The following is a 19203-nucleotide window of genomic DNA, read 5'->3' on the forward strand; positions in this document are numbered from 1 at the left end:
GAGATGTCCGCGCGCATGCGGCGCATCAGCGCTGTCGTGCGCCCGGACCGAAGGAGACACAAGATGAAAACCCAAACGCGTACGCTCGACGTGCAGTCGTTCATCGACGGCGAGCGCTTTTCCCCCTGCCAGTGGCTGATCCTGATCCTGTGCTTTCTGGTCGTGGCCGCCGACGGCTACGACACGGCCGCGATCGGCTTCATCGCGCCCGCGCTGACGCACGACTGGGGCATCGCGCGCAGCGCGCTCGGCCCGGTGATGAGCGCGGCGCTGGCCGGGCTCGGTATCGGCGCGCTCGCCGCCGGCCCCTGCGCGGACCGGCTCGGCCGCAAGACGGTGCTCGTGCTGTCGGTGGCCTGCTTCGGCGCGTGGAGCATGGTGTCCGCGCATGCGCAGTCGATCGAGGCTTTGACCGCATTTCGCTTCCTGACCGGGCTCGGCCTTGGCGCTGCGATGCCGAACGCCGTCACGCTGATGTCGGAATATGCGCCCGCCCGGATCCGCGGCGTGGCCGTCAACGCGATGTTCTGCGGCTTCTCATGCGGGCTCGCGGTGGGCGGCGTCACGTCGGCATGGCTGATTCCCCATTTCGGCTGGCAAAGCGTGCTGACCGCGGGCGGCATCGGGCCGATCGTGCTGGCGGTCGCGCTCGTGATGCTGCTGCCGGAGTCCGCGCAGTATCTCGCGGCACGGCCGGGCACGCATGCGCGCGTCGTACGAATCCTTGCGCGGATTGCGCCGCGCGAGCGCTTAGACGACTGCACGTTCGCGGCCGCCGGCGCGCGCGCTCAAGCCGGTGGGACGTCCGCGCTCGCGCAGGTGCTGTCCGCGCAGTTTCGTTCGCGCACGCTGATGCTGTGGGTGGCCTACTTCATGGGACTGCTGATCTATTACCTGCTGACCAACTGGATGCCGACGCTGTTTCGCGACGCGGGCTTCAGCGCCGAAGGCGGCGCGCTGATGACGTCGTTGTTCCCGCTGGGCGGCGTGCTCGGCAATCTCGGTGTCGGGTGGCTGATGGATCGCTTCAATCCGAACCGGACGATCGTGCTCGCGTATGTCGTGGCGGCGCTGCTGGTGCTGGTGGTGAGCCGCACGATCGGACACGCCGCGTGGCTCGGCACGCTGATCTTCCTGTGCGGTACCGTGGTGACGAGCGCGGTGACGTCGATGTCGGCCTATGCGGCGAGCCTGTATCCGACGCATTGCCGTGCAACGGGCGTGGCCTGGATGCTCGGCATCGGACGAATCGGCGGCGTGGCCGGCGCGTTCGCCGGCGCGATGCTGATGGGGCTCGGCTGGCGCTTCGGCGATGTGTTCAGCCTGCTTGCGGTGCCGGCGCTCGCCGCGGCCGGTGCGTTGTACGCGATCGGCCATCGCCGCACGGAGATCACCGAACAGGAGCGCGCGACCGGGGCGGCCGTGCAGCAACACTGATTCGGCAGGCGCCTGCCGAGTGTGCGCGGAAAAGAAAAAGCCACGGATTGCTCCGTGGCTTTTTGCCATCACGCAGCCGTGTCACGGCCGCGTATCGCTCAGCGTCGCGCGAGCGCTCAAGCGATCGACTTCGACCAGTTCGCGTACCAGTTGCGGAACAGCGTGTACTGCGCTTCCGCGTAGTTGCGCTGCGCGTCGCTCAGTACATCGGTTTCGTTGAAGTGCAGCGTGTATTCCTTGTCGCCGTTCAGCACCATCAGGTGCTTGTAGAACAGGACCAGGTCGCAGCCTTCGTCGAACGACGACAGCACGGCCAGCGCTGCTTCCAGTTCCTTCGCACGCACGCGCGCCACTGCATCGCCTTGCGCGGCCTTCTTGCACAGATCGACCAGTTGCAGCACTTCGCGCGGCAGCGCGTTGCCGATGCCGGTGATCGCGCCTGCTGCGCCGCAGTTCACGAAGCCGTGGAACACTTGCGTGTCGACACCGGCCATCAGCGTCACGCTGTCGTCCTGCGACGTGATGTTCTCGGCTGCATAGCGCATGTCGGCGGCGCCGCCGAATTCCTTGAAGCCGATCAGGTTCGGGTGCTGGCGACGCAGTTCGAAGAACAGGTCGGCGCGGGTCGCGAAGCCGTAGTACGGGCTGTTGTAGATCACGGCCGGCAGGTTCGGCGCCGCGTTCAGGATCGCGGCGAAATGTGCCTTCTGTGCGGCCGGCGACGCGCCGCGCGACAGCACGCGCGGGATCACCATCAGGCCGTGCGCGCCGACCTTCGCGGCATGCGCGGCGTGCGACACGGCTTCCTTCGAGTTCACCGCGCCGGTACCGACGATGGTCGGCACGCCGGCTTCGACCAGGCGCGCGACGCCTTCCTGGCGTTGCGCTTCGGTCAGCAGCGGCCAGTCGCCCATCGAGCCGCAATACACCACCGCACGCATGCCGAGTGCCACCAGCTCCTTGCCCTTCTTCACTAGCGCGTCGAAATCCGGCTGACGATCAGCGGTGCACGGAGTCATCAGGGCTGGAATGGTGCCGGTAAAAATGTTGTCGCTCATCTCGTTTCCTCACATTCAGATAGGGTCAACTGTCATTGCTGGCAACTGGGCTGTGCGCACTTGCCGTCTCGTTGGTGCGTCCGTGATCCGGACGGCGCTGGCCACCTGTTGTTTGCCTCGGTGCCGAAACGTTGCCTCCGGTTTCGCCCGAGAGTCAGCCATCGACGCGTTGCATTCTAGCCAGTCCGCATATTTTATACAATATAAAATAAAAAGGGCGTGACGCGGACCGTCGTCCCGGTGCGCCGGAGAGGGCGGCGAACCGCGCCGCAGCGGCCTCCGACAGGGATAGCGGGCGATCCCGCCGAGGTTGGCCGATGCGCGTCCCGGCGCCGCCCGGCGGCACTCGGAGCCCGGCCGGTGAGCCTGAAATCCGTTCCCATCGCACTTCATCCGACCCCACCGTCACTCCCCGGCAGGCTCCCAGCCGGGGCGGCGAACCTCGCTCGATGTGTCGCACTGCTGCCCAAACCATTTTTGAGATTGCGTAGATTGTGTATTGAATATTGTATAAAATCTTTCGGCGCGCTTACTCGCGAACCGGCCCGTCAAGGGAAATGGAAGACAACGAGAGGAGATTCGGAGATGACAAGTCAGGTCGGCGAGGCAGTCTCGCCTGGTGGTGCGGCAGCCGTGCAGGACACGGCGTCGAAACGGGAATTGAAGCGGGTCGTCGCGGCGTCGATGGTCGGGTCGGTGGCGGAGTGGTACGAGTTCTTCCTGTATGGAACGGCATCGGCGCTGGTATTCGGCACGCACTTCTTCAAGAAGACGGGCAACCCGATCGACGGCCTGCTCGCCGCGTTCGCGCTGTATGCGGTGGGGTTTGCCGCGCGCCCGATCGGCGGGCTGGTGTTCGGCTACTACGGCGACAAGTTCGGCCGCAAGCATCTGCTGCAGGTCAGCCTGATCGTGGTCGGCATCACGACCTTCCTGATGGGCTGCCTGCCGACCTTCGATGCGATCGGCTACTGGGCGCCGGTGCTGCTGGTGTCGCTGCGCCTGATCCAGGGCTTCGCGTTCGGCGGCGAGTGGGGCGGCGCGATCCTGCTGGTCAGCGAACACAGCCCGGACAATCGCCGCGGCTACTGGGCCAGCTGGCCGCAGGCCGGCGTGCCGGCCGGCAACCTCGTCGCGACGATCATCCTGCTGGTGTTGTCGAGTTCGCTGTCGGAGGCTGACTTCCTGTCGTGGGGCTGGCGCGCCGCGTTCTGGTTCTCGGCGGTGGTCGTGCTGATCGGCTTCTGGATTCGCCGCAAGGTCGACGATGCGCCGATCTTCAAGGAAGCACAGGCGCGCCGCGCGCAGAAGCAGGAAAAGCAGCTCGGCGTGGCCCACGTGCTGAAGTACCACTGGCGGCAGGTGCTGATCGGCATCGGCGCGCGGTTCGCCGAGAACATCCTGTACTACATGGTCGTCACGTTTTCGCTGACCTACCTGAAGCTGGTCGTTGGCTTCGATACCACGCGAATCCTGAAGCTGATGTTCGCGGCCAATGCGATCCATTTCTTCTTCATCCCGCTGATGGGGCTGATGTCGGATATCGTCGGCCGCAAGCCCGTGTACCTGACGGGCGCGGTGCTGACCGCCGGATGGGGCTTCGTCGCGTTCCCGATGATGGACACCGGCAACGACTGGATCATCATGGCCGCGATCGTGCTCGGCCTCTTCATCGAATCGATGACCTACTCGCCGTATTCGGCGCTGATGACCGAGATGTTCCCGACCAACGTGCGCTATACCGCGCTGTCGCTGTGCTACCAGGTCGCACCGCTGATGGCCGGCTCGCTCGCGCCGCTGATCGGGCTGTCGCTGCTCGAGCGCTATCACTCGTCGACGCCGATCGCGTTGTATCTGGTCGCCGCGGCTGTGATCTCGATCGTATGCGTGGGGCTCGCGAAGGAAACGCGCGGCAAGTCGCTGCGCGACGTCGATGCGGAGGCGAGGCGGCGCACGCACGGGTGACGCGGGCGATCGAAGGCTGATCACACGCATGGAAGCCACTCGCAAGGGTGGCTTTTTTGCGGTTCGTCGCGGATGGCCGGGGAACGCGGGGGAGACCTGCGATTGAATCCGCATTCGTTATCGGCCATCTGATTGTCAAGGCGAGCGCTCGATAGCCGAACGACTTCAAAGTCCGATGAACGCCCTTGCCGGGCTTGCGGCTTAAGCGATTTCAGGCCGCAATCGAGAAAGGCCACATATCGACGATGATCGATATTCCACATGAATGCGTGGAGGAAATCGAAAGCACAGTGCGACTTCATTATCCAGAGGCGGACATCGAGGGAATCGATCCGAAAATTCCGGTGTTTCCGTGAGAATTCGCGCTGCTGCAACGTAGCAACGGGCCGCTATGCCAACCACGCCGCACTCGTACAGGTCGCCGGCGGTTCGAACGAGAAGATAAACCTCGCGGGTTACTACGCGTAGAGCCTCGCTGTCGAAGTGCATATATTGATTTGGGTACAGGCTGGATTTACTTCGCGCTACGAAAGCGCCAACCTGTTCGCGGCCCCGGAGAGAGCGATGATCGACGAATACAACATCAGGCGTCGTCAGTTGTTGCAGTCGTTTATGGCGGCAAGCGCTGGTTGCCTTACGTGGGGGCTGTCAGACGTTGCAAGAGCGGCGAATGCGATCACCTTGCCCTTTGAAAACGGCCTGCGGGAATTGACCACGGCTTTTCCGCAAAAAGGCGAGATGCTACTGGTCCGCAGTCGTCCACCTCTGCTGGAGACACCATTCTCTGTTTTCGATCAGGGCGTTTTCACGCCCAACGATCAGTTCTTTGTACGCTGGCACCTGGCCAGCATACCGACGAGCATCGACGTGCGCAGCTTCCGGGTCAGGATTCATGGAGCGGTGCAGCACGAAGTCGTGTTAGGAATTGCTGAGCTATCCAGAGAGTTCGAGCGAGTCGAGGTCGCCGCTGTCAACCAGTGCGCGGGTAACTCGCGAGGATTCTTCAAGCCGCGCGTCGCGGGCGGAGAGTGGGGTAACGGCGCGATGGGCAACGCGCGCTGGACCGGCGTGCGCCTCAAGGACATTCTGGACCGCGCTGGCGTAAAGGCGGGAGCGGTTCAGGTGCGCTTCAATGGGGCCGATGCGGGTGCGATCCCGGCTACACCCGACTTCGTCAAGACGCTGAGCATTGATCACGCCCGCGATGGCGAAGTGATGGTGGCATTCGCGATGAACGGCAAGCCTCTACCACTTCTAAATGGATTCCCGCTACGGTTGGTCGTCCCCGGGTGGTATTCGACTTACTGGGTGAAGATGCTCGATGACATCGAGGTCATCGACACGCCGGATACCAACTTTTGGATGGCCAAAGCGTATCAGATTCCGGACACGCCTCGTGCGGACGTGTCACCGGGTCAGAGCGGGGTCAAAACCGTCCCGATCAACCGGATGGTGCCACGCTCGTTCATCACGAACCTGAGCGACGGCGCGGTCGTTAATGTCGGCAGGCGGCAGGCTATCCGCGGTATCGCGTTCGGGGGCGACGCGGGTGTCCGGGAGGTACATTTCTCTGCAGACAACGGGATGACGTGGGCGCCCGCAAAGCTTGGTCCGGATTACGGAAAATATAGCTTTCGTCGCTGGGAAGCGTCGTTCCTTCCCCGGCATGCGGGTCAATTCGCGCTGAAGGTGAGGGCTGTCAACGATGGCGGTGTTCAGCAGCCGGATAAACCAAACTGGAATCCCGGCGGCTACATGCGCAACGTGATTGAATCGATGACCGTCGTTGCGGCTTGAGGAGTGAATCATGAGGGCATGGGTTGTTGCATGGGTCACCATCTCTTTCGCGGGCACCGTCGCAACCGGCATAGTCGCTGCTAAATCACCAGGTAACGTTGCGGGGAACACAACGCAGTTTTCGCTGCCCACGGGTAGCCCTTTCCCTCAAGGACCGGGATCGGATCTCGCAAACGCGCATTGTCTGATATGTCACTCCGCGGGTATGGTGATGCGTCAACCACCGCTGACGTTTGACGACTGGAAAGCCGAAGTGATCAAGATGCGTGCGGTCTACGGCGCTCCGCTTCCACCCGAAAGTATCGAAGATATCGCCCGCTATCTGGTGACGATCAATGGGAAACCCTGACTCACAATTGCGACAAGCTCGAAGCGAACGAACTCTTACGCGAGCGCTGTGTGCGGTTCCCCGATTGTGCTCGCGCAAAACTTGATAGCAGACCATGCGTCGGACGGATATGCATGGAAGGGTGCGGATCACTGACGCACTCGGGGCACTCCGAACCTGAACCGTCGCCCCACAACCTCGAACCCTCGACAGTCTGGACAACGCGCCCGCGTTGTTCCTTGAGAAGTTCCATACCGAGATGAATCGATCGGCCTAAACGGATCGGGGCACGCCTTTGCGTCAAGCGCCCGCGCGGGACGACCGTCGCGCGCGGTCGTTGGGCGTTTGCCGGCCAGGAACGGTCGTCCGACCGAAGTCACAAAGGAACAATCGAGCGTCAGCAGTACGCCCGTGACGTGACGCGCGGAGTCGATGCCGCGAGCGCTATCGGACGCGCCCGATCGCCGTTCGCTGCCGGGCGGAGATGTCTGCCGGCCACCTGCAACAGGCCTACACTCATCCATGCCCCGCGCTACCTGAATACTGGCCATCACTTCAACTCGATGGACGCGGGCGGACATGTTCGCACCTCACGGCGCCGCTCGTTCGCGGCAAAGGAAAAGCCATGGATAAGTTCCTAAAAGCCACTGCCTTGTTCATCGCGGGCTTTGGCCCGATTGCGATTGAGGCCGAGGCAAGCCGCGAGCTTTACAGTCGGGCCTTCGGTATCCCCTTCAAGGAAGAGACGGGCGGCTACCTCCATACCGAGAGCATGAATGGCGCAAACACTTTCGCCTTGTGGCCGCTCTCTCAGGCCGCTCAGTCGTGCTTCGACACGGATTCGTGGCCTAGCGACGTACCCATCCCGCAAGCCTGGATTGAGTTTGATGTCGACAATGTCGAAGCGGCTACAGCAGAACTTGAATCACGGGGGTATCGAATGCTGGTCAGGAACCGGAGTGAGCCGTGGGGCCAGACCGTCAGTCGCTTCATCGGGCCGGAAGGATTGCTGGTAGGAATTACCTTCACGCCATCCATGCGGGACGAGAAATGATGATGGCCGCAGTGGCAGTCCCTCGTGCGATGAATGATCTGGCCGACGAGCAGCACACGCCCCTCAGGTGAATGGCTGATGAAGTGCCGAGAACGGTCCGCGCAGTCCGTGTGAACCTGGCGGCAGCAATGTCGGTCGGCAAGCGACATCCGCGGAAATCCGCGGAGACTTTTTGTTGGCCTCAAAGAAGGGCGCGGCGTCGCGCCGATATGCGGCTGCCGCCCCTCGACCGCAAGGCTGCTCTGCTAATATTGTAGAAAATATGCAATATCCGTCGCCGCGTCGGCGCTTGCCTGTCCGCCTTCCCCCCCGTCCGAACCGCAACATGAACGAGAAACGCCCTGCTCTTGTCTACGCCACGCGCGCCGAAGCCGCAGCGAACGAATTGCGCCGCCGTATCCTGACAGGGGAGTATGTCGACGGCTACCAGCTTCGCCAGGATGCGCTGGCGACCGAGCTCGGCATCAGCCGCATCCCGCTGCGCGAAGCGCTCGTGCAGCTCGAGAGCGAAGGGCTCGTCAAGATCCTGCCGCACAAGGGAGCGATCGTCTCCGAGCTGTCGCCGGAGGACATCACCGAACTGTTCGAATTGCGCGCGCTGCTGGAACCCGTGCTGCTGAAGAAGTCGATTCCGAAACTGACTGCAGAGGATTTCGCGCGGCTCGACGCGATCCTCGAGGAATACAGCGCGGTGCTGCATGCGAGCCAGTCCGGACGCTGGGGCGAACTGAACACCGAGCTGCATCATGTGCTGCTGTCGCGCGCCGACCAGCCGAAGACGGCGGCGATCGTCGCGTCGCTGCTGCAGCAGACCGACCGCTACACGCGCGTGCAGCTGTCGCTGTCCGAGGCCGCGCGCGACGTGGCCGAATCCGAGCATGCCGAGCTGGTCGCGTTGTGCCGCAAGGGCGATGCGCGCACGGCGGCGTCGCTGCTCAAGCGTCATATCGAGCATGCGGGCGGCGAGTTGAATGCGTTTCTGCGGGATCGGCGTCTGGGTCGTTGAGGGCGTTCGCGTACGCGATCTTGCGGATACTCCGGCGTTTCGCGCGGCACGTTTCCGGTCGGATGGCTCTTGTCCGTCGTGTTCTCGGGTCCATTGTCTTGCCTGATTCGCCGAATCGAGCCGTGCGTGCGGCACGATGATCAGGATTCCTGTTTGATTGGGTGGAATGACGGAGCGATGCCCGGCGATATACCACCGTCCGAACTCGGCGCTGCTGATCCCGCCATGGCAAGCGTTCGACCGTGACCTCTTCGAACAATCCCCCGATGCAGCGACCGTTCGCAGGTGATGGGCGGGAAGCACTCGTAGAACTCGCCGAACGCTGGGCACGTGGCTGAATGTAGCCGTTCGGGGTGTTCAGGTAACGGGTCCAGTGCATGCCGCCGAACGCTGAAAGCGCTGACGCCAGTTCGCCATTGGGTTGGGGGCTCCTGGGCGATACGTAGGCCCGCCGGATCGTCCGGGCGGAGCGGGAGGGGCGGGGCAAACCTTCGATGCCCGAGCGTACCTCGATTTTGGGGAACGATCTGATCGGGTTGCAGAAGTTAATTCCCTCTCACTGTGTGAAATGTGCTGTATTTCCAGATAACACACAACAATCGAGAATTACTCACTTTGATTCCGAGCGACAAGTAATTCTATAATGTTGTGAGTTATGAGGCCTATCAGGCAGGAAGACCTACTATGTTGGATTTAAGCTTCAGCAAGCCTGATGAAATCGTCAAACTGCTTTGCGGACGACTTCGCACGGAGCGGCTGGCATTGCAGATGACACAGGCTGATGTGGCCGCACGCGCCGGCGTCGGAGCCAATACCGTGTCCAACCTGGAAGCGGGACGCAATGTGAGTCTCGAGAGTGTGGTCCGTGTGGCCATGGTCCTTGGTCGCGGCAAGGAGCTCGAAGGTCTGTTCTTGCCGAAGCTGGACAGTCTCGAGGACATTCTCCGGTACGAGGAAACCGCTAAACGTCAGCGTTCGAGGAAGGCAACCAGAAATGATTGAGCGGGTAGACGTCTACTACGATGGCTGGGGGGAACATTGGCGGTGGGGATCGATGGTGTCCACGACAGCCATCACGGGTCGCCCGCTGATTGTGTTCGAGTATAGCGATGAGGCGAGGAAGAGAGGGCTGGAGCTTTCTTCCCATGTGCTGCCCTTGAACGGGCCCAAACTACGGAGAGACTTCCCGTCCCATCAGCTGGGACTGCCCGGGCCGGTCTACGACGCGCTGCCCGACGGCTGGGGCATGTTGCTGATGGATCGTCTGTTCAAACGCCGAGGCTTGAACGTGGCGCGCATCGGGCCGCTCGAGCGGCTGGCTTACATTGGCAGCAATGCGATGGGGGTCATGTCGTTCGAGCCCGTGGCGCCCGAAGCTCAGGAGGCGCAGATTCACATTCCCCTCGATCAGCTTGCGGCGGAGGTGCAGGAAGTGCTCAATGGTGAAGGTGGAGCGTTCCTGCAGCAGTTACTGCAGATAGGCGGCTCTCCGCAAGGTGCCCGACCTAAAGCACTGGTTTATCGTGATCCGCGCTCCGGAACCTTTACCACGATCGCAGAGCCCGACTTTGAAGCCTGGCTCGTCAAATTCCCGGCGCAACAAGAACACCCTGAGGTGTGCGCGATCGAAATGGTCTATGCCGAATGCTTGCGCATGTGCGGTATCGAGACCCCGGACACGTTGTATTTCGATTTGCCCAATCAGATGGCGGCATTCGCGTCCAGGCGGTTTGACCGACAGAACGGCCTGCGCGTGCCCATGCAAAGTCTTGCCGCGTTTACCGGTGCCGATTACAGAACCCCGGGTTCCCTGGACTACGTGAACTTCCTGCGTGCGACCCACATATGCACCAATGATGTCCGACAGAAGGGGCTGGCGTTCGAGCGAGCCGTCTTCAATGTCGCGTTCAACAACCGGGACGATCACCCCAAGAACTTCGCCTACATCATGTCGCGATCCGGTGAGTGGAAGCTGGCGCCGGCCTACGACGTAACATTTTGCGAGGGGCCGGGTGGGTACCACCCGATGGACGTCATGGGGGAGGCCCTGCAGATCCGCAGAGAGGGGGTGCTCCGCCTCGCAGAGGAAGCTGAAATTCAAGCAGCGGCGGCCGGCGGCATTATTGACCGCTTTTGCAACGTGGCCGGCCAGTTTGCGGCGCTGGCCAGGAAGATGCATCCGCATGCGATCACCGAAGAGACGTTGCACACGATTCAAAGCCGAATCGATGAGAACATCGCTCTGCTGCGCTAATGCCGCACGGCCCCAATTCTGGAGCCGTCAACGGTGACGCGATGCCTCGCATGAGGGCGCGGTATCGACGTCATCGCGTCGTCGTTACAACGACGGCGCCCACGTCGAGCCGAAAGGGTTTGACTGGTCGATGCCGGGGAAATCGACGAACGCCTTGCGGCAGTCGAGCACGTTGGCCGGACGCGCGTTGAGGGTCGCTTCGTCGTTTACGACGACACGGTTCGCGGTCGACGCGAACACCGGCAGGTTCACGTTGTGCGGCGTGAGGTTCGCGTCCGGCGCGATCGTCGAGATGCCGTCGGGCGTATCGGCCACCACGTCGGTCAGCGACATCGCGAGCGGGAAGGCCGGCTTGCCGTAGCCGCCCGTATTCGCTTCGAATCCCTGCAGCTTCACGCCGGCCGTGCCCATGATCACGACGTGGGCGAAATTGTCGTACCCGCGGCTACGTTGTAGTCAGTCATCCTATGACAAACGAAAGAGAGGCGAGAGACGGTGCTCGGCATCGGGAAAACGACACAGCACCGCGCCGATTCAAATTGGGACCTGCTTCCGGAAAACGTTTCGCCAGCTTCCTGCCCAATAGAGAAAGCTTTTCCCTTTACCCGGCCGTAAACCCGCCACAGAGGCCCTTATAGGGGTATGCACCAAGTGAGTTAAACGATTAACCGACGTACATTCACTTCGACACGTCATACAACGTATGACTGCGATTCTGCGAAGGCCGTGCAACGACGGATGCGGACGCCGCCCGGATCGCCGCCAAACAACGAGCAACCAACAAGGAGACTGACGATGACGCACCCATTCACCCGCTCCCGTATCGCACTGGCCGTCGCGCTGATGGCCGGCTTCGCGGTGTCCGCGCAGGCCCGCGTGTTCCGCTCGGCGGACGTGCACGGCGACAGCTTCCCGACCAACATGGCGGTCAAGTACATGGGCGACGAACTGTCGAAGCTGACGAGCGGCAAGGATTCGATCAAGGTGTTCGGCAACAGCGCGCTCGGTTCCGAGAAGGACACGGTCGACCAGGTGCGGATCGGCGCGATCGACATGGCGCGCGTGAACGGCGCGTCGTTCAACGAGATCGTGCCGGAGTCGCTGATCCCGTCGTTCCCATTCCTGTTCCGCGATGTCGACCATTTCCGCAAGGCGATGTACGGCCCGGCCGGCCAGAAGATTCTCGACGCGTTCTCGGCGAAGGGGATGATCGCGCTGACGTTCTACGAGAGCGGCGCGCGCTCGATCTACGCGAAGCGCCCGGTGCGTACGCCTGCCGACATGAAGGGGCTGAAGGTGCGCGTGCAGCCGTCGGACCTGATGGTCGACGAGATCAAGGCGATGGGCGGCACGCCGACGCCGATGCCGTTCGCCGAGGTGTACACGGGCCTGAAGACGGGCCTCGTCGACGCGGCGGAAAACAACATGCCGTCGTACGAGGAAACCAAGCACTTCGAAGTGGCGCCCGACTACTCGGAGACGCAGCACGCGATGACGCCGGAAGTGCTGGTGTTCTCGAAGAAGATCTGGGACACGCTGTCGCCGCAGGAACAGGCCGCGATCCGGAAGGCCGCGGCCGATTCGGTGCCGTACTACCAGAAGCTGTGGACCGCGCGCGAGGCATCGGCGCAGCAGACGGTGACGAAGGGCGGCGCGAAGATCCTGCCGGCCGCGCAGATCGACCGCGCGGCATTCGTGAAGGCGATGCAGCCGCTGTGGGCGAAGTACGAGAAGACGCCGCAGATGAAGCAGATCGTCGACGAGATCGAGGCAACCAAGTGACCCGTCGCACTTCCCTGAACGGCGCGGCGGCCGTCGGCTCGCCGGACGCGGCCGCCGCGGACGGTGCGGCGCCGTGCCGGCCGCGCGCGGCGGCGCCGCTGCTGCGCTGCGTGAACGACCTGCTGTTCCGCGCGCTGGCCGTGGTCGCGTCGCTGTGTCTCGCGGCGCTCACGGTGCTGGTGTTCTACGCGGTCGTGATGCGCTACGTGTTCGAGAACGCGCCCGACTTCGTCGAGCCGATCGCGCTGCTGCTGGTGATCGTGATCGCGATGTTCGGCGCGGCGATGAAGGTGCGCGACGGCGGCCATATCGGCCTCGACTCGCTCGTGCGGCGCCTGTCGCCGGGCCCGCGCACCGTGGTGATCGCGATCCAGCACCTGAGCCTGATCGCGTTCGCGATCGCGATCATGGCCGGTTGCGGCAGCATGGCCGCCGAGACGATGGGCGACCGCATTCCGATCATCGGGCTGCCCGAAGGCGTGCGCTACCTGATCACGATTCCCGCGGCGATCGCCATCATCCTCTTCTCGCTCGAGCACCTGCTCGCGCTTCGTCGCTCTTCGTCGGGACAATAACGCCATGGAACTCGCGATCCTGTCCGTCAGTTTTCTGATATTCCTCGTGCTTGGCGTGCCCGTGTCGTTCGCGCTCGGCATTTCCTGCGTGCTGACCTATATGGTCGAAGGGCTGCCGATCGCGACCGCGATGCAGGCGATGATCTCGGGGATGAACGCGTTCTCGTTCCTCGCGGTGCCGTTCTTCATCTTCTCCGGCGAACTGATGCTGCATGGCGGCATCGCGGACCGGATCCTGCGCTTCGCGCAGGCGACCGTCGGCCATTTCCGCGGCGGCCTCGGGATGGCCAACGTCGTCGCGTGCACGCTGTTCGGCGGCGTGTCGGGCTCGCCGACCGCCGATACGTCGGCGATGGGCGGCGTGGTGATTCCGCTGATGAAGCGCGAAGGCTACAGCGCGGCTTATGCGGTCAACGTGACGACTCACGCGTCGCTCGCCGGCGCGCTGATGCCGACGTCGACCAACATGATCATCTACGCGTTCGCCGCGCAGGGCATCACGGGGATGCTGCACGGCCAGCAGGTGAGCGGCGTGTCGATCGGCGACCTGCTGTTCTCCGGGCTCCTGCCGGTGCTGTGGGTGATGGGCTGCGTGCTCGCCGCCGCGTACTGGCAGGCCGTGCGTCACGGCTATCCGCGCCGTGAGGACGGTTCGTCCGCGCTGCCGTCGTTTCCCGGCTGGTATGCGGTGCTGCGCAGCTTCGTCGGCGCGGTGCCGGGCCTGATGGTGATCGCGATCATCCTCGTGTGCGTCGCGAAGGGGATTGCGACTGCGACCGAAGCGGCCGCGATCGCCGTCGTGTATTCGCTCGTGCTGACCGCGATCGTGTACCGCACGCTGACCGTCGCGAAGCTGCGCCGCGCGCTGTCGCATGCGGCGCGCACGACGGGCGTCGTGCTGCTGCTGATCGCCGTGTCGAACATGCTGCGCTTCCAGATGTCGTACCTGGAGATTCCGGATGCGATCGAAGGGTTGCTCAAGCAGTCGACCGCCGCGCCGTGGCTGATGCTGCTGTACATCAACATCATCCAGGTGTTCCTCGGCACCTTCGTCGACATGGCCGCGCACATCCTGATCACGACGCCGCTGTTCCTGCCGATCGCGATGGCGTGCGGCGTCGGGCCGGTGCAATTCGGGATCATGCTGCTGCTGAACTGCTCGCTCGGCCTCGTGCACCCGCCGATCGGATCGGTGCAGTTCGTCGGCTGCGCGATCGGCAACGTGTCGATCGGCGAGACGACGAAGATGGCGTGGCCGTACTACCTCGCGATCTTCAGTGCGATCAACATCGTCACGTACCTGCCGTTCTTCTCCACCTGGCTGCCGAGCCTGATCAGCGGGCACGCGGTGTTCTGACCGCTTGCGTTGCTCCTTGCGGCGCCGGACGACCGAGGTTGTCCGGCGCCGCAATCACATCGACGGTTTCTTCCCGCACCGCGAACCCACATGAACATGACGACCGCATGGCGTGCCGGTCGCATGGCGCACGCGCCCGGCTTCCTGCGTCGCGGCAGGCCCGGCGGCAGTCACACGCAGCGGCCGCAACCTGTGCGATGATTCGCCGCTTCGCGTTCATCGCAGAACGCCACAGATCGCGGCGCCCGTTTCCGGGTCGCTGCCGACCGTATCGACATCCGGAGACGACATGCCCGCACACCGCGTTCATGGCAACACGCTGCATTACCAGGATCACGGCACCGGCTTTCCGGTGCTGCTCGGGCACAGCTATCTGTGGGACGCGGCGATGTGGGCGCCGCAGATCGATGCGCTGTCGCGCCGGTATCGCGTGATCGTGCCGGACCTGTGGGGGCATGGCGCGTCGGGCCCGCTGCCGGACGGCACGCACACGCTCGACGATCTCGCCGCGCACGCAAGCGCGCTGCTCGATGCGCTGGAGATCGAGCAGTGCGCGGTGGTCGGGCTCAGCGTCGGCGGGATGTGGGGCGCGCGGCTCGCGCTGCGCGAACCGCGGCGCGTGCGCTCGCTCGTGCTGATGGATGCGTCGCTCGAGGCCGAGCCCGATGCGACGCGCCTGCGCTACTTCGGGATGCTCGACGCGATCGCCGCCGCCGGTTGCATCGCGCCGCCGCTGCTCGATGCGATCGTGCCGCTGTTCTTCCGGCCGGACGTGAATCTCGCCGACCCGGCGCCGAGCGCCTTTCGTGCTGCGCTTGCGAGCCTGCCGGCCGACCGGCTGCGGGAATCGATCGTCCCGCTCGGCCGGTTGATCTTCGGGCGGCCGAATACGCTTGCCGCGCTCGCCGAACTGGATGCCGAACGCACGCTGTTGATGTGCGGTGCGGGCGACATGGCGCGCCCGCCGTCGGAGACGGTGAAGATGGCGAGCGTGATCGGCTGCCGCCATGCGCTCGTGCCCGACGCGGGCCATATCTCGAACCTGGAGAATCCCGCGTTCGTCACGCGGACGCTGCTCGACTGGTTCGACGAGCAGCAACTCGCGGCGGGCTGACGGTCGCCTGCGCGACACCGGCGGCGGGTGCCGCGCGGCGTCGCGTCATGCGGGCCTGCTTGATGGGTGATGCCTGCCTGATGTGCTACGTGCGTGTTACGCGCGCTCGCCGATCGGCGTGAATTTGCGCTCCCGCACGCGGCCTTCGTCGGCACCGCGGCGAATCAGGTCCTGCGCCTCGGCACGGCTCGCGACGCACGGTGCGGAGCCGGGCAGCGGCCGCCGTGCCGTTTCGCGCAGCGCGAGCACCGACACGATGCCGATAAACGACGCGCCCATCAGGTAGTAGGCCGGCATCATCAGGTCGCCGGTGCGATCGACGAGCCACGCGGTGACGAGCGGCGTCGTGCCGCCGAACAGCGATACCGACACGTTGAAGCCGATCGCGAGCGCGCCGTAGCGGATTCGCGTCGGGAACAGCGCGGGCAGCGCGGACGGCATCACGCCGGTGAAGGTCGACAGCAGCGTGCCGTAGATCAGCATCCCGCCGAACACCGACAGCATCCCGCCGGTGCGGATCAGCATCAGCGCGGGCACCGACAGCACGAGCAGGCCGACGCAGCCGGCCATCATCACCGGCTTGCGGCCGACCCGGTCCGACAGATGGCCGGCGTAGGGCGTCATCGGCATCATCAGCACCATCACGAGCAGCACCATGAAGAGGCCGTGCGTCTCGTTGAAGTGCAGCGTCGCCGACAGGTAGTTCGGCAGGTACGACAGCGCCATGTAGTCGGTCACGTTGAAGATCAGCACGAGGCCGACGCAGAGCAGCAGCGGTTTCCACTGTTCGACGAGCAGCGTGCCGAACGACTGCTTCGGGCGCGACCGTTCGTCCGCCTCGCGCGCCTCGGCTTCCTTCTTGAACGCGGGCGTTTCCTCGAGCTTGAGCCGCACGTACAGGCCGACGAGGCCGAGCGGACCGGCGATGAAGAACGGCACGCGCCAGCCCCACGACAGCAGCGCTTCCTGCGACAGCGTCGCCGTCAGGATCGCGACGGTGGCCGCACCGAGCGTATAGCCGATCAGCGTGCCGAACTCGAGGAAGCTGCCCATGAAGCCGCGGCGCTTGTCGGTCGAGAACTCGGCGATGAAGGTGGCGGCGCCGCCGTATTCGCCGCCGGTCGAGAAGCCCTGCACGAGGCGGGCGATGAGCAGCAGCACGGGCGCCATGATGCCGATCGACGCGTAGCTGGGGATCAGGCCGATCGCGAAGGTGCCGATGGCCATCATGATCATCGTGGCGGCGAGCACGCGCTGGCGGCCGATGCGGTCGCCGAGCGGGCCGAACACCATGCCGCCGAGCGGGCGCACGAGGAAGGCGGCCGCGAACGTGCCGAAGGTGGCGAGCAACTGCGCGGACGGGTTGCTCGACGGAAAGAACACCTTGCCGAGCGTGACGGCGATGTAGCTGTAGACGCCGAAGTCGAACCATTCCATCGCATTGCCGAACGCCATGGCCCCGACCGCACGCTTCAGGACGGCAGGATCGACGATCGTGATGTCGTCCGGCTTGAGGGCCTTGCGCGAAGACCGGGCTTTCGCGGGGTGCGCTTGGGATGAACTCAATGAACGCTCCTGAAGGGAGCCTTCGCGGCTGGCCGAACGGGTGCGCGGTGGGGCCGGCGCGGTACCGTCGGGGACGAAGGCAGTTGTCTCGGGGACGCCGTGATGTCGGAGGCGCGGCGTGCGGCACCCGACACCCGGCAAGTGTGTTGGTGTGAAGCAGTGTAGAGAAACCGATAGAGCGGACTATCGGTCATGCGCCCGGAAACCGGTCGTAAACGACACGGATGGCGCAAACAGGCAACTCACCGGGCCGGTGGCCCGGTGAGGGTCTGGCGGTCCGAGCTGCGTCGATGGCGGTCTATACCGATGCGCGGCGTGCGGGGACGCAGCACGTCGCGGATCGTGCGGCATGACACGGACGGTGCGTCGCGCACGGTTGCACACGGTTGCACATGCGATGGAGGTCGCGCCGAATCCGGACGCGCCGTCGCGCGCCCGATCCGGCGGAAGATGATTCGGACTGCGAATTCAGAGCGGCGGCGATCCGGTGCCGAAACCGCCGCCCGTGGATCAGAACATGTGACGGATCCCGACGTTCGCGCCGACGGTCGTGCCGGTAACCGCGTAAAGCGCGTTGTTGATCCCGAGCCCGGTGTTCATCGCGCCGTGGTTGTTGACCATCGCGACCTGCGCGTACAGCGCGGTCGCCTTCGACAGGCTGTAGGTCGTGCCGACGGCCGCGAGCAGCGAGTGATTGGCCGTGTCGTTGCGGTCGCTGGTGAACCACACGCCGCCGTTCAGGTCGACGGTCGGCGTTGCCTGGTAGTCGAGGCCGCCGCCGTACACGTTGTTGCTGAACGATCCGCCGACCTTGTAGCTCGCGAACGACGCCTTCGCGGTGACCGGGCCGAAGCGGTACGCGGCGCCGATCGTGCGTCCGACGAACGCGACGGTGCTCGGCGTCGGCGTCGGGTTGGTGCCGTCGTTGCCGTCGTAGAACGCGGCGTCGATCATGAAGCCGCCATGCTCGTACTTGAGGCTCGCCGAATACTGGCGTCCGGCCTGGAAGTCGCCGGCCTTGCCGCCGAATGCGAACATCGCGCTGCCGGTGAGGCCGGCGATCGTCGGGCTGGTGTACGACACGGCGTTCGGGTTGAACAGGCCCGTCACCAGCACGTTGTCGACGTAGTTGATCAGCCCGCTGCCGAAGTGCGAGAAGCTGCGCGGATCCGAATCGAAGATCGCGAGCAGGAACGGCGAGTACTGCACGCCGGCCTTGACCGTGCCGAAGCCGCCGTCGAGCCCGACCCACGCCTGGCGGCCGAAGAAATTGCCGTTCGAATGGGCGAACGCGCCGTTGGTGACGGCAAAGCCGCTTTCGAGCTGGAATTTCGCCTTGAGGCCGCCGCCGAGATCCTCGGTGCCGGTCATCCCGAACGTCGTCGGCGTCATGCCGGTGTCGGTCATCGCGAACTGATGGCCGGCGTTCGCGCCGGTGGCCGCGTCGAGCGTCTTGCTCGTGTACAGCAAGGCGGCGTCGAGGTTGCCGTACAGCGTCACGCTGCTTTGCGCGAAGGCGCTGGTACCGGCCATCGCGCCTGCCAGCGCCGCGCAACCGATCACGATTCTGCTTTTCATTGGGTGTCTCCAGTGTTGTTGTACGTCGTTGCATCGAACAGGGGATGCGACGGATGCCGCGCTTGGCGGTGTCCGTCGCGCGGGCCGCGCACGCAGGGTGGGCGCGGCGGGACGCACGTGCGCGGCCGGGTAGCGGCCGTGCGCGACGCGTTCATGGCCGGGATGGGCGCCGGAACGCGCGTGCGTCGAGGAAGTCGGGGAGGCCGGGAAGTGCCGGGAAGTGCCGGCCTCGTCATTCAGAGCGACTGGCCAAGCTGCTCGAGGATCGCCGGGTTCTCGAGGGTGGAGGTGTCCTGCGTGATCGCCTCGCCCTTCGCGAGCGAGCGCAACAG

The 19203-nt window shown here is 64.3% G+C and carries 15 protein-coding genes and 1 pseudogene; 12 read left to right on the forward strand and 4 right to left on the reverse strand.

Annotated elements, in window-relative coordinates; all coding sequences use genetic code 11:
• The first annotated feature begins 63 nt into the window (after positions 1 to 63).
• A complete protein-coding gene (locus DIE15_RS29760) occupies positions 64 to 1437 on the forward strand; it encodes an MFS transporter (RefSeq protein WP_124835021.1) in 1374 nt (457 codons plus the stop codon).
• Between the two features lie 116 nt (positions 1438 to 1553).
• Here DIE15_RS29760 and DIE15_RS29765 read toward each other — a convergent pair whose 3' ends face one another.
• The gene (locus tag DIE15_RS29765; protein WP_057929066.1) at positions 1554 to 2495 is read right to left on the reverse strand and encodes a dihydrodipicolinate synthase family protein; all 942 of its coding nucleotides are present in this window, start codon (positions 2493 to 2495) and stop codon (positions 1554 to 1556) included.
• A 585-nt stretch (positions 2496 to 3080) separates the two neighbouring features.
• Here DIE15_RS29765 and abaF point away from each other — a divergent pair.
• The 7 genes from abaF (at position 3081) to DIE15_RS29805 (ending at position 10899) form a co-directional block, all read left to right on the forward strand.
• On the forward strand, positions 3081 to 4460 hold the full coding sequence (gene abaF, locus DIE15_RS29770) for a fosfomycin efflux MFS transporter AbaF (RefSeq protein WP_057929065.1): 1380 nt from the start codon (positions 3081 to 3083) through the stop codon (positions 4458 to 4460).
• Between the two features lie 564 nt (positions 4461 to 5024).
• Complete coding sequence (locus tag DIE15_RS29775) at positions 5025 to 6257, forward strand: molybdopterin-dependent oxidoreductase (protein WP_057929064.1); 1233 nt, start codon at positions 5025 to 5027, stop codon at positions 6255 to 6257.
• Between the two features lie 10 nt (positions 6258 to 6267).
• Positions 6268 to 6606, forward strand: coding sequence for a cytochrome c (locus tag DIE15_RS29780; RefSeq protein WP_057929063.1), 339 nt, complete (start codon positions 6268 to 6270; stop codon positions 6604 to 6606).
• 604 nt (positions 6607 to 7210) lie between these two features.
• Positions 7211 to 7639 carry a VOC family protein gene (locus DIE15_RS29785; protein WP_124835022.1) on the forward strand — a complete coding sequence of 143 codons (429 nt, stop codon included), beginning with the start codon at positions 7211 to 7213 and terminating at the stop codon, positions 7637 to 7639.
• A 325-nt stretch (positions 7640 to 7964) separates the two neighbouring features.
• Positions 7965 to 8645, forward strand: coding sequence for a GntR family transcriptional regulator (locus DIE15_RS29790; protein ID WP_057929061.1), 681 nt, complete (start codon positions 7965 to 7967; stop codon positions 8643 to 8645).
• A gap of 687 nt (positions 8646 to 9332) precedes the next feature.
• Positions 9333 to 9647, forward strand: coding sequence for a helix-turn-helix transcriptional regulator (locus tag DIE15_RS29800; protein ID WP_348982599.1), 315 nt, complete (start codon positions 9333 to 9335; stop codon positions 9645 to 9647).
• Positions 9640 to 10899 carry a type II toxin-antitoxin system HipA family toxin gene (locus DIE15_RS29805; protein WP_124835024.1) on the forward strand — a complete coding sequence of 420 codons (1260 nt, stop codon included), beginning with the start codon at positions 9640 to 9642 and terminating at the stop codon, positions 10897 to 10899. Before DIE15_RS29800 ends, DIE15_RS29805 begins: the two co-directional genes overlap by 8 nt.
• An 84-nt stretch (positions 10900 to 10983) precedes the next feature.
• Here the strand turns inward: DIE15_RS29805 and DIE15_RS29810 are convergent.
• A pseudogene (locus DIE15_RS29810) lies at positions 10984 to 11325 on the reverse strand (endopolygalacturonase); the annotation flags it as partial.
• 369 nt (positions 11326 to 11694) lie between these two features.
• On the opposite strand from DIE15_RS29810, the gene DIE15_RS29815 reads away from it, so the two are divergent.
• The 4 genes from DIE15_RS29815 (at position 11695) to DIE15_RS29830 (ending at position 15727) form a co-directional block, all read left to right on the forward strand.
• The gene (locus DIE15_RS29815; protein ID WP_124835025.1) at positions 11695 to 12681 is read left to right on the forward strand and encodes a TRAP transporter substrate-binding protein; all 987 of its coding nucleotides are present in this window, start codon (positions 11695 to 11697) and stop codon (positions 12679 to 12681) included.
• Positions 12678 to 13256 (forward strand): TRAP transporter small permease, encoded by a 579-nt coding sequence (locus DIE15_RS29820; RefSeq protein ID WP_124835026.1) that lies wholly within the window; start codon positions 12678 to 12680, stop codon positions 13254 to 13256. Before DIE15_RS29815 ends, DIE15_RS29820 begins: the two co-directional genes overlap by 4 nt.
• Positions 13257 to 13260: 4 nt before the next feature.
• Positions 13261 to 14613, forward strand: a complete 1353-nt coding sequence (locus DIE15_RS29825) for a TRAP transporter large permease (protein ID WP_124835027.1) — start codon at positions 13261 to 13263, stop codon at positions 14611 to 14613.
• A gap of 289 nt (positions 14614 to 14902) precedes the next feature.
• A complete protein-coding gene (locus tag DIE15_RS29830) occupies positions 14903 to 15727 on the forward strand; it encodes an alpha/beta fold hydrolase (protein WP_057929054.1) in 825 nt (274 codons plus the stop codon).
• A gap of 96 nt (positions 15728 to 15823) precedes the next feature.
• Here DIE15_RS29830 and proP read toward each other — a convergent pair whose 3' ends face one another.
• Together proP and DIE15_RS29840 are read right to left on the reverse strand one after the other, a co-directional pair.
• On the reverse strand, positions 15824 to 17293 hold the full coding sequence (gene proP, locus DIE15_RS29835) for a glycine betaine/L-proline transporter ProP (RefSeq protein ID WP_124835028.1): 1470 nt from the start codon (positions 17291 to 17293) through the stop codon (positions 15824 to 15826).
• Positions 17294 to 17803: 510 nt separating this feature from the next.
• Positions 17804 to 18871, reverse strand: coding sequence for a porin (locus DIE15_RS29840; RefSeq protein ID WP_124835029.1), 1068 nt, complete (start codon positions 18869 to 18871; stop codon positions 17804 to 17806).
• Positions 18872 to 19203 lie beyond the last annotated feature (332 nt).

Source organism: Burkholderia sp. Bp9031 (assembly GCF_003857965.1).
Classification (GTDB): Bacteria; Pseudomonadota; Gammaproteobacteria; order Burkholderiales; family Burkholderiaceae; genus Burkholderia; species Burkholderia ambifaria_A.